General features: G+C 67.0%; 12 protein-coding genes. 7 read left to right on the top strand and 5 right to left on the bottom strand.

Annotated elements, in window-relative coordinates:
* The first annotated feature begins 67 nt into the window (after positions 1-67).
* The 5 genes from lipA to rarD all read left to right on the top strand — a co-directional run bounded on the left by lipA (position 68) and on the right by rarD (position 6581).
* Positions 68-1081 (top strand): lipoyl synthase, encoded by a 1014-nt coding sequence (lipA, locus tag FB548_RS17810; protein ID WP_142126154.1) that lies wholly within the window; start codon positions 68-70, stop codon positions 1079-1081.
* A gap of 209 nt (positions 1082-1290) precedes the next feature.
* Complete coding sequence (locus tag FB548_RS17805; protein ID WP_142126153.1) at positions 1291-3471, top strand: carboxy terminal-processing peptidase; 2181 nt, start codon at positions 1291-1293, stop codon at positions 3469-3471.
* 145 nt (positions 3472-3616) lie between these two features.
* Entirely contained in the window at positions 3617-4462 is an 846-nt protein-coding gene (locus FB548_RS17800) for a methylated-DNA--[protein]-cysteine S-methyltransferase (RefSeq protein WP_142126152.1), read from the top strand.
* Positions 4463-4755: 293 nt separating this feature from the next.
* Positions 4756-5664 carry a drug/metabolite exporter YedA gene (gene yedA, locus FB548_RS17795; RefSeq protein ID WP_142126151.1) on the top strand — a complete coding sequence of 303 codons (909 nt, stop codon included), beginning with the start codon at positions 4756-4758 and terminating at the stop codon, positions 5662-5664.
* Positions 5661-6581, top strand: a complete 921-nt coding sequence (gene rarD, locus FB548_RS17790; RefSeq protein WP_142126150.1) for an EamA family transporter RarD — start codon at positions 5661-5663, stop codon at positions 6579-6581. The genes yedA and rarD overlap by 4 nt, the downstream gene beginning before the upstream one ends.
* Here rarD and FB548_RS17785 read toward each other — a convergent pair whose 3' ends face one another.
* The 3 genes from FB548_RS17785 to FB548_RS17775 form a co-directional block, all read right to left on the bottom strand.
* Positions 6582-7169 (bottom strand): hypothetical protein, encoded by a 588-nt coding sequence (locus tag FB548_RS17785; protein ID WP_142126149.1) that lies wholly within the window; start codon positions 7167-7169, stop codon positions 6582-6584.
* A 10-nt stretch (positions 7170-7179) separates the two neighbouring features.
* Positions 7180-9375: a xanthine dehydrogenase family protein molybdopterin-binding subunit gene (locus FB548_RS17780; protein ID WP_142126148.1), complete on the bottom strand. Its 2196-nt coding sequence runs from the start codon at positions 9373-9375 to the stop codon at positions 7180-7182.
* A 63-nt stretch (positions 9376-9438) separates the two neighbouring features.
* Positions 9439-9894 (bottom strand): (2Fe-2S)-binding protein, encoded by a 456-nt coding sequence (locus FB548_RS17775; protein ID WP_142126147.1) that lies wholly within the window; start codon positions 9892-9894, stop codon positions 9439-9441.
* Between the two features lie 171 nt (positions 9895-10065).
* Here FB548_RS17775 and FB548_RS17770 point away from each other — a divergent pair, with 171 nt between their 5' ends.
* On the top strand, positions 10066-11025 hold the full coding sequence (locus FB548_RS17770; RefSeq protein ID WP_142126146.1) for an XdhC/CoxI family protein: 960 nt from the start codon (positions 10066-10068) through the stop codon (positions 11023-11025).
* Positions 11022-11627, top strand: a complete 606-nt coding sequence (locus tag FB548_RS17765) for a nucleotidyltransferase family protein (protein ID WP_142126145.1) — start codon at positions 11022-11024, stop codon at positions 11625-11627. The genes FB548_RS17770 and FB548_RS17765 overlap by 4 nt, the downstream gene beginning before the upstream one ends.
* A 39-nt stretch (positions 11628-11666) precedes the next feature.
* On the opposite strand, the gene FB548_RS17760 is transcribed toward FB548_RS17765, so the two are convergent.
* Both FB548_RS17760 and FB548_RS17755 read right to left on the bottom strand, forming a co-directional pair.
* Positions 11667-12977 (bottom strand): ABC transporter permease, encoded by a 1311-nt coding sequence (locus FB548_RS17760; RefSeq protein ID WP_142126144.1) that lies wholly within the window; start codon positions 12975-12977, stop codon positions 11667-11669.
* A gap of 13 nt (positions 12978-12990) precedes the next feature.
* The gene (locus FB548_RS17755) at positions 12991-14151 is read right to left on the bottom strand and encodes an FtsX-like permease family protein (protein ID WP_142126143.1); all 1161 of its coding nucleotides are present in this window, start codon (positions 14149-14151) and stop codon (positions 12991-12993) included.
* Positions 14152-14153: the final 2 nt, after the last annotated feature.

The following is a 14153-nucleotide window of genomic DNA, read 5'->3' as shown; positions in this document are numbered from 1 at the left end:
CGTGCGCCGGGAGATGGGCGGCATGGGTTGCCCCTAGGGCGAGAGGCGAAAGCGGTAGAATTGCCCCATGACCGATACCCCCGCACGCGTGATTCCGCTCCAGGTCGTCAGCTCTTCGCCTGCTCCCCTGGAGACGGGCGCCAAACAGCTGGGGGGCGACAAGATCGGGCGTTCGCCGGTGCAGTTCGCGGACGCGCCGGTACTGCGCAAGCCGTCCTGGATCCGGGTACGCATTCCTTCCGACGGGTCGGTGGCCAAGCTGAAGGCCAAGCTGCGCGAGAACCGTCTGGTCACCGTCTGCGAAGAAGCCAGCTGCCCGAACATTCATGAATGCTTCGGCCACGGTACGGCCACCTTCATGATCCTGGGCGAGGTCTGCACGCGGCGCTGCTCGTTCTGCGACGTCGCCCACGGCCGTCCGAAGCCGCCCGACGCGTCCGAGCCGCTGAGCCTTGCCCATACCGTTGCCGACATGGGCCTGAAGTATGTGGTGGTGACCAGCGTGGATCGCGATGATCTGCGCGACGGCGGTGCCCAGCATTTCGTCGATTGCATCGCCGCCATCCGCGAACACTCGCCCGCCACCCGCATCGAGATCCTGACCCCGGACTTCCGCGGCAAGGGCCGCATGGACCGCGCGCTGGAAATCCTGGCGGTGAATCCGCCGGACGTGTTCAACCACAACATCGAAACCGTGCCGGACCTGTACCCGAACGTTCGCCCCGGTGCCGATTACCAGTGGTCGCTGACGTTGCTGCAGCGGTTCAAGCAGCAGCACCCGCACCTGCCCACCAAGTCCGGCATCATGCTGGGGCTGGGCGAAACCATGGAGCAGGTGCAGGCCACGCTGCGCGACCTGCGCGCGCACGACGTGGACATGGTGACCATCGGCCAGTACCTGCAGCCCACGGCCCACCACCATCCGGTGCTGCGTTACTGGACCCCGGAAGAGTTCAAAGAACTTGAGCTGTACGGCAACGCGCTGGGCTTCAGCCATGTGGCGTCCGGCCCCCTGGTCCGTTCGTCCTACCACGCCGACCAGCAGGCGGCGCAGGCGGCCCACGCCGCGCAGGCGGGCTGAGCCCCGGTCCGGAACCGTGACGCCGACCCTCCCGGTGGCGTCACCGTATCCTCGTCCAGGTCACGGCACGGCCACGGTTCACCTTTTCCTACGTTCCGGCCTTTAGGCTGCCCAAAGGCAGATGACAATGCACGCAACTTTGTGCACTGTCGGCGTGTCGAATCCGCAATCCGTTCCAGCCTGACGGGCCTCTCGGCCATGAGTACGCAATGACACTGAAGAAAGTCCCCCTCCTGCTGTTGGCCCTGGCCCTCTCGACCCCGCTGGCGCTGCTTGCGCGCGGTGACAGTGAAGCGGTCACGGTGGCACCCACCACCGACCAGTCCAACACGTCCAAGCTGGTCTACGGCCTCCTGTCCGACAGTCGCTATGCGTACCGTCCGCGCCCGTTGGACGACACGTTGTCGCAGGATGTCTTCAAGCGCTATTTCGAAGCGCTGGATGGCGGCAAGCAGTTCTTCACCGCCGCCGACGTGGAGCGCTTCGCGCCCTACAGGACCAAGATGGATGATGCGATCCGCAGCGGCGACCTTGCGCCGGCCTACGAGATCTTCACCGTCTACAAGCAGCGGGTTGGTCAGCGCGTGGCATTTGCACGCGCGTTGCTTAAGCAGGACTTCGACTTCAACGGCGACGAGCGCTGGGAGTACGACCGCGAGGATGCGCCGTGGGCCGCCGATGGCAAGGCCCTGGATGCGATCTGGAAGAAGTCGGTGATGAACGACTGGCTGCGCCTGAAGCTGGCCGGCAAGAAGTCCGACGACATCCGCAAGACGCTGGACAAGCGCTACGCCAATCTGCAGCGCAGCATCAACGAGCTGAAGACCGAGGACGTCTTCCAGACCTTCCTCAACGCCTATACCAGTGCGATCGATCCGCACACGGATTACTTCACGCCTCGCACGGCGGAGAACTTCAATCAGTCGATGTCGCTTTCGCTGGAAGGCATCGGCGCTGTGCTGCAGAGACAGGACGACCTGGTCGCCGTCCGCGAGATCGTGCCGGGCGGTCCGGCCGACCTGAGCGGCAAGCTCAAGGTGGGCGACCGCATCGTCGCCGTCGGGCAGGGTAAGTCCGGGCCGCTGACCGACGTGATCGGCTGGCGCATCGACGACGTGGTGGCCCAGATCCGCGGCAAGAAGGACACCCAGGTGCGCATCGAGTACATCCCGGTCGAGGCCGGCATCGACGGCAAGCATGCGCAGGTCACCATCACGCGCCAGAAGGTCAAGCTGGAAGAGCAGGCCGCGAAGGCGGAAACCATCACCCTGCCGGCCAGCGCGGGTGAGGCCGAGCGCCGCATCGGCGTGATCAAGCTGCCAGCGTTCTACCAGGATTTCGAGGGCCGTCGCCGCAACCCGAACGACTTCAATTCCGCCACCCGCGACATCGCCAAGCTGCTGGTGCAGTTCAAGGCACAGGGCGTGGATGGCGTCATCATGGATCTGCGCAACAACGGCGGTGGCTCGCTGGACGAGGCGGTGGAACTCACCGGTCTGTTCATCGACAAGGGCCCGGTCGTGCAGGTGCGCGAGTCCGGCGGCCGCGTGACGGTCAACAGCGACCGCAAGACCGGTGTGGCCTGGGAAGGTCCACTGGCGGTGCTGATCAATCGCGGCTCGGCCTCGGCATCGGAGATCTTCGCGGGCGCCATCCAGGATTACGGGCGTGGCCTGGTGATCGGTGAAACCAGCTTCGGCAAGGGCACCGTGCAGAACATGGTCGACCTGGACCGCTGGCCTGCCAACGAAGCACCGCGCTTCGGTTCGGTGAAGCTGACCATCGCCCAGTTCTTCCGCGTGGCGGGTGGCAGCACCCAGCACAAGGGCGTGGTGCCGGACATCGCGTTCCCGGTCAGCGTGGACGCCAGCGAGTACGGTGAGAGCACCTACGACAACGCACTGCCGTGGACCCGCATCGCCGCCGTACCGCACACGCAGTACGGCAACTTCGCCCCGCTCCTGCCGCGACTGGAAGCCTTGCATGCCGCGCGTTCGGCCAAGGACAAGGAATTCCAGTGGTGGTCGGAAGACGTCGCCCAGTTCCGTGCCGAAGCGGCAAAGAAATATGTTTCGCTCAACGAGGCCGAGCGCCGCGCCGAGCGTGACCGCCAGGAAGTGCAGCGCAAGCAGCGGCAGGCCGAGCGCAAGGCGCTGGGTCTGGCATTGGATCCGCTGGCCGAGGACTTGGCAGATGACGGGCTGGGCGCTTCCGAGCGCGACATCGTGAAGGATGCACAGCGCGAGAAGCTGGCCGACAAGCGTCCGGACCCGCTGCTGCGCGAATCCGCCGCCATCCTCTCCGACGCCATCAGCGTCCTGGGTCAGGATCGCAAACTGTCGGCGCAGGTACTGCCCGATTCGCCGGGTCCTGGCCTCTGGGCGGAGTGAATTAGAGCGGAGCTTGCTCCGCTGTTGTTGCTTGCTCCGTTGTGGTTGGGCGGAGAGCCGAGCAAGCTCGACTCTCCCGTGGCCGCAGCACAAGATCCGGATAGTCCCACCGTCGCGCGCGCCGTAGTCTGGGCGCATGGACACCATGCCGCGCCGATCACTGCCCGCTCCCACCGCCGTCGCCGCCGATCCGCTGGATCTGGCGCGTCGCCTGCTCGACGAGGGTGAACCCTCACTGTCGGATCTGGCCTCGCATACCGGCCTCAGCGCCTCGCATCTGCAGCGTCGTTTCCGCGCGCGCTTCGGCCTGAGTCCCGCCGAGTATCTGGCCCGCAAGAAGCTGGGCACGCTGAAGAGCGCCCTGCGCGAAGGGCGCGATGTCACCACCGCGCTGTACGACGCCGGCTATGGTTCGCCATCGCGATTGTACGAGCAGGGTGCGGCGAAACTCGGCATGACGCCGGCCATCTACCGCGCCGGCGGCCGTGGCGTTGCGATCCGCTGGACCCTCGTCGACACCGTGCTCGGCCGCACGCTGGTGGCCGCCACCGAGCGCGGTATCTGCGCGGTGGAACTGGGTGGCGACGACGATGCGCTGGAGCGACGGCTGCGCGAGGAGTTTCCTCTGGCGCAGCTCGAACGTGTCGAGGCGGGGCGGGACGACTTCCTCGCACCGCGTCTTCGTGCGGTGGCGGAGCGGTTGGCGGGTGGTGATGCCGAGGTGCCGGTGGACCTGCTGGGTACCGGCTTCCAGCAGCGCGTGTGGGACGCACTGATGAAGATTCCGGCGGGTGAGACAGTCAGTTATGCCGGACTGGCGGAATCGCTGGGCGCGCCGCGATCGGCACGCGCCGTGGCCAACGCATGTGCACACAACCGCATCGCGGTGGTCGTTCCCTGCCACCGCGTGATCCGGGGCGATGGCTCGCTCGGCGGCTATCGCTGGGGCTTGCCGCGCAAACAGCAACTGCTGGCGCGCGAGCGCGGCTGAGCGGCATGCGCTGTGGGAGCGGCGTGAGTCGCGATGGGCGCTCATGTCGGAAAGCTTGACCGGGTCGAAAAGCCCAACCGTGGGAGTGTCCGTGTTGCGGCCGGACATCGGGCCTGTCTGCCCTCGTCGCGACTGAGGTCACTCCCTCAAGCGAGACAAGCGGCTCGTCAACAGGCTTGAACGCAATTCAAGCCGGACCGGAAAGGTTTCAAATGGATGAGGACATTTTTGCCACGCCTTCGGTCCGCGCCTGGCCTAGAATTGCGTCATACCGCACTCCCCACGGTTCCCCCATGACCTCTTCCGTTTCCGCCGCCGCGCCCGCGCGTGGCGGGTTCGCCGTCGCTGCCGCCCTGGCCATCGTCTATGTGGTCTGGGGCTCGACCTACCTGGGTATCCGCTTCGCGCTGGAAGGCGGCTTCCCGCCGCTGCTGATGGTATCGGGCAGCCGTTTCGTCGTTGCCGGACTGGTGATGTTCCTGTTCCTGCTGTGGCGCGGCGTCGCGCCTCCCACGCGTGCTCAGTGGAAGAACCTGCTGGTGATGGGCGCGTTGCTGCTGCTGATGGGCAACGGCATGGTGGTGCTGGCCGAACAGACGGTGTCGTCCGGCCTGGCCGCCGTCGCGGTGGCGTCGATGCCGTTGTGGATGGGGCTGTTCGGTGCAATGCGTGGCCAGCATCCGACAAAGGGCGAGTGGTTGGGCATCATCGTCGGCTTCGCTGGCGTGGTGTGGCTCAATGCGGGCAGCTCGCTCACGGGTTCGCCGGTCGGCCTGGTGTTGCTGCTGATCGCGCCGATTGCGTGGGCCTACGGCTCGGTGTGGTCGCGTGGCCGCGATCTGCCGTCGCCGTTCATGACGGCCGCGGCGCAGATGCTGGCCGCGGGCGTGATGCTGGTGGTTGCCGGGCTGCTGCACGGCGAACGTTTCCACACGGCGGACTGGACGCCCAGCGGCGCGCTGGCGGTCGCGTACCTGGCGGTGTTCGGCTCGATCATCGCGTTCACCGCGTATGTCTGGTTGTTGCATCACGCGCGTCCGGTGCTGGTGGGCAGCTATGCCTACGTCAACCCGGTGATCGCGGTGGCGCTGGGTGCCTTCATCGCCGGCGAGACGTTCACCTCGCATGACATCGGCGCCATGGTGGTGATCCTGGCGGGTGTGGTGGTCATTACCCTGGCGCGCGCGCGGCAAGCGAAATGAGTGCGGCACCCATCGACCGCAAAGGGCTGGCGATTACCGCCGGCACGTTTCTGATATGGGGCGTGGTGCCGCTGTACTGGCATCTGCTCAAGGCGGTGCCATCGTTCCAGATCATCGCGCACCGCATCGTGTGGAGCGCCGTCCTGGTGATCGGTTGGCTGCTGCTGAAGAACGGACGCGGCTGGTGGGGGCAGGTGCGTGCGCAACCACGCGCCGTGCAGTGGCTGGGTGTCAGCAGCCTGCTGATTGCCTTCAACTGGGGCCTCTACATCTGGGCGGTCAACGCGGGTCACGTGGTGGAAACCAGCCTGGGTTACTTCATCAATCCGCTGATCAACGTGGTGTTGGGCGTGCTGGTGCTGCGCGAGCGCCTGACGCCTGCGCAATGGGTCGCGGTGGGCTTCGCCCTGGGCGGCGTGGCCTGGCTGACGCTGCAGGCGGGCTCGCCACCGTGGATCGCGCTGGGCCTGGCATTCTCGTTCGCCCTGTACGGGCTGGTGCGCAAGCTGGTCGCGGTGGATCCGGTGGCCGGGCTGGGCGTGGAGAGCCTGTACCTGTTCCTGCCTGCGCTGGCGTACGTCGTGTGGGGCGAGTTCGGCCACGGCGGCGGTTTCGTCAGTGGCTATGGCTGGAAGAACGACCTGCTGCTGGTATTCGGCGGCGTGGTGACGGCGGTGCCGCTGATCGGTTTCGCCTACGGCGTGCGGCGCATTCCGTTGTCGGTGGTGGGCCTGTTGCAGTACATCGCGCCGAGCATCCAGTTCCTGATCGGCGTGCTGGTGTTCCGGGAAGCCTTCGGGATCGAGCGCGCGATCGGGTTTGCCGCCATCTGGACCGGGCTGCTGATCTTCGCCAGCGATGGGCTATGGCGTGCGCGCCGCCGCGACGCGCTCGCGGCGACGCCTGTCCGGCGTTAGTCAGCCGGACGTCGTTGCCGCCGGCGCGGGGCAGGGTCCGCCCGCGGCCGTCCACGTCTTGAACGCAGCGACGAACTGGTCGTGCGGCACCGGTACGGGTACGCGTTCGCCGCCGGGATTCCAGCCCCACAGCACCAGCTTGTCTTCCGCGACGTGCTTGACCAGCGCGTCGAAGTCGCGGCCACCGTTGCGCTTCTTGTCCTGGATCATTTCGCACAGCTGATCGGCGGGCAGGCCGATCCACGCCATCTTGTGGTCGGGAGGCGGCAGCTGCCAGTGCGGCGCGCCTGGTGGCGCGTGCGGGCCATAGCTGGCGGGCGCGTTCTGTTCGGCATGGCAGGTGGAACAGGGCAGGCCGGGCGCGCCCTTGCCGTCGGGACCCCGCGCCACATTCATCGCATGCGGCGTCTGCGCATCGAACTGCAGCGGTTGGTCGCCGGGGATATGGCAATTGCTGCAGCGGGGATGCTGGAACACTTTCTCCACCGTTGCGAAGGCGGTCAGCGCCTGCGCTTTCTGTTCCTCGCTGACGCGCGGGCCGCAGGCGGTGAGCAGGAGTACGGTCAGGGACATCAGTGCGATGCGCATGGCGGTCTCCTCAGGCAGTCGGCGTGGTGGTGGCGGATGCGACCGGCAGCCGCAGTGGCAGCTCGCGCAGGCGCTGCCCGGTCAGGGCGAACACCGCATTGGCCACGGCCGGTGCGATCGGCGGCGTGCCGGGTTCGCCCACGCCGCCCATCTTGTCGGTGCTTGGCACGATGTGGACTTCGATCTTCGGCATTTCGTGCAGGCGCAGCACGCGATAGTCGTGGTAATTCGATTCCTGCACCTGGCCTTCTTTCAGCGTCAGCGCCGAGTGCAGCGTGGCGCCGAGTCCGAACACGATGCCGGACTCCATCTGCGCCTCGACCGCGGACGGATTGACCGCCACGCCGCAGTCGATCGCACAGACCACGCGATGCACACGGATCTGGCCGTCCTCGACCGAGACCTCGGCCACCTGCGCGACGTAGCTGCCGAACGACTCGTGCACGGCGATGCCGCGCCCGCGTCCCTGGGTGGCAGGTGTCGACCAGCCCGCCTTCTCGGCGGCTAGGTTCAGCGCGGCGAGATGGCGCGGATGGTCCTTCAGCAGGGTGCGGCGGTACTCGACGGGATCCTTGCCGGCGGCATGCGCCAGTTCGTCGACGAAACTCTCCATCACGAAACCGTTGACGCTGTGCCCCACCGACCGCCACCACAACACGGGGATGCCGGTCTTGGGTGAATGCAGGTCCACGCGGTGCACGGGCGTGCCCAGCACGTACGGCGAGTTGGCCACGCCTTCGGTCGAGGTGGCATCGATGCCGTCCTTGACCATCATCGCTTCCATGAAGGTGCCGGCCATGATCGACTGGCCCACCATCACCTGGTGCCATGCCGTCGGCAAGCCGTCTTCGCCCAGGCCGACTTTGATCTTCTCGACGAAGGCCGAGCGGTAGTAGCCGCCGCGGGTATCGTCCTCGCGGGTCCATACCGTCTTGACCGGCGCCTTTGCGGCCCTGGCGACATGCACGGCTTCCGAGACCACGTCCGAATCGGGCGTCGCGCGGCGACCGAAACCGCCGCCCAGGAACGGCGTATGGATGCGGACCTTCTCCGGAGGAATCCCGAGGATCTTCGCGGTGCTGTTCTGGTCCAGGGTGGGAAACTGCGTACCGCACCAGATGTCGCACTCGCCGTCGGCGATCTTGACGGTGCAGTTCAGCGGTTCCATCGCTGCATGGGCGAGGTAGGGCACGGCGTACTCGGCATCGACCGTCTTCGCGGCTTTGCTGAGTTCGGCGACGACATCACCGGCACGCACGGCGGTCGGTCCCTCCTCGGTTGCCAGTTGCGAGAACTGCTCCCGCAACGCGGTGCTGTCCAGCTTGGCGCCTTCGCCGGCTTCCCACACCACCTGCAAGGCGTCGCGGCCCAGCTTCGCCGCCCAGAAGTGGTTCGCCACCACGGCCACGCCGCTTGGCACCTGCACCACGTCGCGCACGCCGGGCACGGCACGCGCGGCGGTGGCGTCGAATGACTTCACCGTGCCGCCGAAGACCGGCGAGCGCAGCACCACCGCGGTCAGCAGGCCTTCGAACTGGATGTCCATGCCGAACACGGCCTTGCCGGTGATCTTCTCCGGCGTGTCCAGCCGCTTGGTCGCCTTGCCGATCAGCTTCCAGTCCTTGGGGTCGCGCAGCGTCAGCGTCTTCGGATCGGGCGGCGGCAGCTTGCCGGCGGTATCGGCGAGTTCGCCGTAGCGCAGGCGCTGGCTGCCGGACACCACCGCGCCGTTCTCGGTCCGCAGCTCGGTCACCGGCACGTTGAGGCGCGCGGCGGCGGCCTGCAGCAACAGGGTGCGGGCGACGGCACCAGCCTGGCGGTAGCGGTCGAACTCGGACCACGTGGTGGTCGAGCCACCGGTGCCCTGCATGCCGAAGACCGGACTGGTATAGGCCTTGTCGGCCGGGCCATGTTCGACGCGGATCTTCGACCAGTCGGCATCCAGCTCTTCGGCGATCAGCATCGGCAGCGTGGTCCAGATGCCCTGGCCCATTTCGGCATGCGCGAGTAGCACGGTGATCGAGTCGTCGGCGGCGATGCGCAGGAACGCATTCGGCGCGAAGGTGGCGGCAGCGGCGGGCTGTGCTTCCTGTGCCCAGGCGAAGCGACGGGCGCCGGGAACGGCGATGGCGACGACCAGCCCGCCGCCCACCAGGGTGGTGGAGCGCAGGAAGCCGCGGCGCGAGGATTTCAGTTCAAGGTTCACGGACACGACCTCCGTCGAACATCGGATCGGAACCACGGCATCGCATGCCGTGGCGGCGTGGAATCAGGCTTTACCGATTTCCGCGGCGCGGTGCACGGCAGCGCGGATGCGCTGGTACGTACCGCAGCGGCATAGGTTGCCGGAGAGCGCGTGGTCGATGTCGCTGTCGGTCGGCGTGGGCACCACGGCCAGCAATGCGACCGCCGACATGATCTGCCCGGACTGGCAGTAACCGCACTGCACCACGTCAAGCTCCGCCCACGCCTTCTGCACCGGATGCGAGCCGTCGGCCGACAGGCCTTCGATGGTGGTGATCTTCTTGCCGGCGACAGCGGAGGCGGGTGTGACGCAGGCGCGCAACGGCGAACCATCGACGTGCACGGTGCAGGCACCGCATTGGGCGATGCCGCAACCGAACTTGGTGCCCGTCAATCCCATCAGGTCGCGCAGGACCCACAACAGCGGCATGTCGTCCGGCGCATCGATGTCGCGCTCGGAACCGTTGACGTTCAACTTCATGGTGTCTCCCTGGCGGCGGCTTGGGGCCGGATGACGATACTCCGTGGCCCTGTAGCGTGCCAGTGGAAGCGGAGGCCACGGCTTGCACGATCCTGCGCCATGCTTGCCCGATGTTCCCGAGGGACTGCAGACCGTTGCCTTCTGCCGGGTGCTTGCGCCATCGTGGTGCGCATGTCGGTCCATCGCCATCCGCTGGAAGTCTCCGCGCGCGCCAGTGATGAAGGCGACGGCAGCGCGCTGGTCATCGTCGTCGCCACCGAAGGCTCGACCTATGTGCGGCAGGGGGCGATGGCCGTGTTCGCTTCTGATGACACGCAGACCGGCTGGCTGAGCGGCGGTTGCCTGGAGCCGGAAATCGCGCGTCGCGCGCGGCATGCGGTGGCCGATGGGCACCTCGACGCGATGGAGATCGACACGCGCGACGACGAGGACCTGTTCGCGGGCTCGGCGGTCGGGTGCCGCGGGCGGCTGCGCCTGGCGCTGCTGCCGCTGGACCGGCTACCGGGTTGGTCGCAGCTGGTGCAGGCGTGGTGGCAGGGCGCGGGTGCGTTGTCGTTGCGGCTCAACGCCGAAGGTGGCGTGTCCGCGTGCACTGGTGACATGGAGCGGACGTGGGTACTTCCCGTCGCCGCATCCCCCACGGGGGACATCGCCGGCGAAGTGACGGTGCCACCACCACCACGTGCGGTGATCTTCGGTGCCGGTCCCGAAACACGGATGCTGGTGGCGTGGCTGCGCCAGCTTGGCTGGCATGTCACCGTGGTGGAACGGCGCGCGCGCTGGATTCCCGCCGGGGAGATCGCCGATGCATGGCTGATGCAGGGCCCCGAGGACGCATTGCGCAGCCTGCGGCCAGTGCCGGATGCCGCACTGGTGATGCACCATCACTTCGAACACGACCGCGAAGCGCTGGCCGCACTGGCGGACACCGCCATTCCCTTCATCGGTCTGCTGGGCCCGGTACGGCGTCGCGAGGATCTGCTTCGGGTGATCCCCGCCCATCTGCAAGTCCTGCTGTCGCCGCGCCTGCGTTCGCCGATCGGATTGAAGCTGGGCGGGCAGGGCCCGGAGGCGATCGCGCTGAGCATCGCTGCGCAACTGCAGGCCTGGCATCACGGCGAGCCGGCATGAACGGGTCGCATGCGGCAGTCGTGCTGGCGGCCGGCGGCAGTACGCGACTGGGACGGCCGAAACAACTGCTGACGCGGGATGGCGAGACGCTGGTGCATCGTGCGGCGCGGCTTGCGTTGGCGTCGGGCGCGTCGCGTGTGCTGGTGATCGTGGGGGCCTGCGCGGACGACATCGCCGTCGCGGTGCGCGACTTGCCTGTGGAATGCCTGGTCAACGCGCGATGGAGTGAGGGGCTGGCAGGAAGCGTACGCATCGCCGCGGATTCGCTCGATACGCATGCTCATGCGACGCTGCTCCTGACCTGCGACCAGCCCGCACTGGATTCCGCACACCTTCAGGCACTGCTGGAGGCATCTCGTCGAGCGCCGTCGAATTCCGCTGCGACGCGTCTCGGCGACCGCGTGGGTGTTCCTGCTGTCGTCGCACCGAAGATGCTGCGTGCCGCACTGGCCGTGCAGGGAGATCGCGGCTTGCGTGACGTGCTGAATGCCGCGGGTGCCGACGTCATCGCCTGCGAGGCACCGGATCTGGGTGTCGACATCGACACACCGGAGGATGTGGGTGTGGCTGTGTCGCGAGGGTGGCTCGATCCGCCGGTGTGACAAGGGTGCCGGCCTGCGCCGGCACCCCCTCGACATGCATCAGATTGCTCGCAGAGCCTGAGTGATCGGCAGGCGTGCCGCACGCAGTGCCGGGAACAGCCCGCCGACCAGGCCGATGCCGAGTGCCCACTTCAGGCCGCTCCACAGCAGCTCCGGCGTGACCTTGAACTGGAATACCACCTGGCTGAAGTTGCTGCCCAGCGTGGCCACGCTGTAGCCGTTGAACACGACCCAGGCGATCAGTCCGCCGAGCAGGCCGCCCAGCAGCGCCAGCAACATCGTCTCCAGCATCACCGCCATCACCACCGGCAGGCCGCGGAAGCCGATCGCACGCATCGTGGCGATCTCGCGCGCGCGGCCGGCGACAGCGGCATACATGGTGTTGAGCGCGCCGAACACCGCGCCGATCGCCATGATGGTGCCGATGACGGTACCGAGCACCTTGATCAGCGTGTTGAGGCCCGTCGATTGCTTGGTGTAGTAGTCGCGCGTGGTCAGCACATCCAGTTTCAGGCGTGGGTCGTTCTCCATCGCCTGCTTGAACTGATCGAAGCCCGCTTTGCCTTCCGTGCGCACCGTGACCGACTGGTAGGCGCGGCGGTCGTACGCCGACGACAAGGTGTCGATGTCGGTCCACAGCTCCGAGTCGTGCGCGTCGCCGGAGGCGAACACGCCGACCACCGTCCATTCCTGGTTGCCCAGCTTCAGCGTCTTGCCGACATCAAGGCCGCGATACTGGCCCTTCGCGCCCTGGCCGACCACGATCTCGCGCACGCCGACGTTGAACTTGCGGCCTTCGGTCAGCTTCACCTGCGGGCGGATCGACCACGCGGCTTCGCTGACGCCACGGAACTGCGCGTTGGCGTCCTCGCCTGTGCTGGCCGTCGGCAGGTTGACGATCTGCGACAGTTCCGGCGACAACAGCGCGCGACCATCCTTGCCCTTGGCGACGCCGGCCAGCGTGGAGATCAGCGGCACCTGGTCGCGGCTGATGACCGAGTTGGTCTCGGCCTGCGAGCCGCCCCGCAGCACGATGGCGGTGTCTTCACCACCGGTCTGCTTGAGCGTGGCCGAAAAGCCTTCGCCCATCGCCAGCATCGCCACCAGTACGCCGACCACGCCGGCGATGCCGACCACGATCACCGAGGACGCGCCCCAGCGCTGCGGCAGGCTGGCGATGCCGATCTTCGCGGCCTCCAGCGACAACCGCCCGCTGCGGGTGAGGAACAGCCACAGCACCAGCGCCACCGCGATGCCCAGCACCGCGAACCATGGCAGCACGATCCACACGCCGAGTCCGACGACCAGCGCCACGATGGAGATGAGATTACCCAGCCATTGTTTCTTCATGTCATGTCTCCTGTCAGCGGCCGGCCAATGCATCGACGATCTTCAGGCGCATCGCGCGGGTCGCCGGCAAGGCGCCGACGATCAAGCCGATCGCGACCATCAATCCAAGTCCCACCGCCCACGTCTGCGCCGGGATGGTCGGCAGCGCGATCATGCCGTTGCTGGCGCCGCTGACCACCGGAATGATGGCCGAGGCGATCGCCATGCCCAGCACGCCACCCAGCACGATCAGCAGCACCGATTCCACCAGCACCAGTACCAGCACCGTGCCGTTGGTGAAGCCCAGCGTCTTCAGCACGGCGAGTTCGGGGACGCGCTCGCGCACCGCCTGTGCCATCGTGTTGCCGGTCAGCAGCAGCAGGGTGAAGAACACCGCCGCCATGATCGCGGTGACGATCAGGCCGATGTCGGCGAACTGCTTGGCGAAGGACTGGTTGAAGGCCTGCTCGGTCTGGGTCTTGGTCTCGTGCGCCGAGTTGGCCGAGATCGCATCGATGGCATTGGCCACGCGCGTCGCATGGTTCACGTTGTCCAGCTTGACCATGTACCAGCCGATCTGGCCGTTGACGTACTGGTTGGCCTCGTCGAAGTACTTCCAGTGGAACAGCAACTGGTTCTCCTCGCCCTTGCGCTTGCTGTCGGCGAGCTTGAACGTGCCGCGCAGCGTGAGCGGCCACGCGTTGCTGCCGTCCTTCTGCGGGAAGATCGTCGCCTGCAGCGGGATGGTGTCGCCGACCTTCCAGCCGAAGCGCTTGGCCAGGTTCTCGCCGACGATGGCGCCGGTACGGTCGGCCTCCCAGGCCTTCAGCTGCGCGGGATCGATGATGTATTCCGGATACATCTCCATGTAGCCCGGACCGACCGAGAAGTTGGGGAAGAAGTTCTTGGGATCCTTGTAGATGCCACCGAACCAGGCGGCGTAGGCGCTCTTCTTCACGCCCGGCGTGGCGTCGATGCGGGCCGACAGGCTGTATGGCAGCATCTGGGTGATCGACAGCCGCGAGGCCACGACCAGGCGGTCCGCGCCGGCCACGCTGCCGCCGGAATTGAACGCCACGCGCACCGAGTCCAGCAGGCCGAACAGAAGGAAAGCCGCTACCACCGAGAGCAGGGTCAGCAATGTCCGCGTCTTGCTGCGGAACAGCGCCGACCATATCAGCGAGAAATATTTCATGG

This window comes from Pseudoxanthomonas sp. 3HH-4, from assembly GCF_006716465.1.
Lineage (GTDB): Bacteria > Pseudomonadota > Gammaproteobacteria > Xanthomonadales > Xanthomonadaceae > Pseudoxanthomonas_A.
Note: the sequence above shows the minus strand (reverse complement) of the source record. Positions and strands in the feature narration are given on the sequence as shown.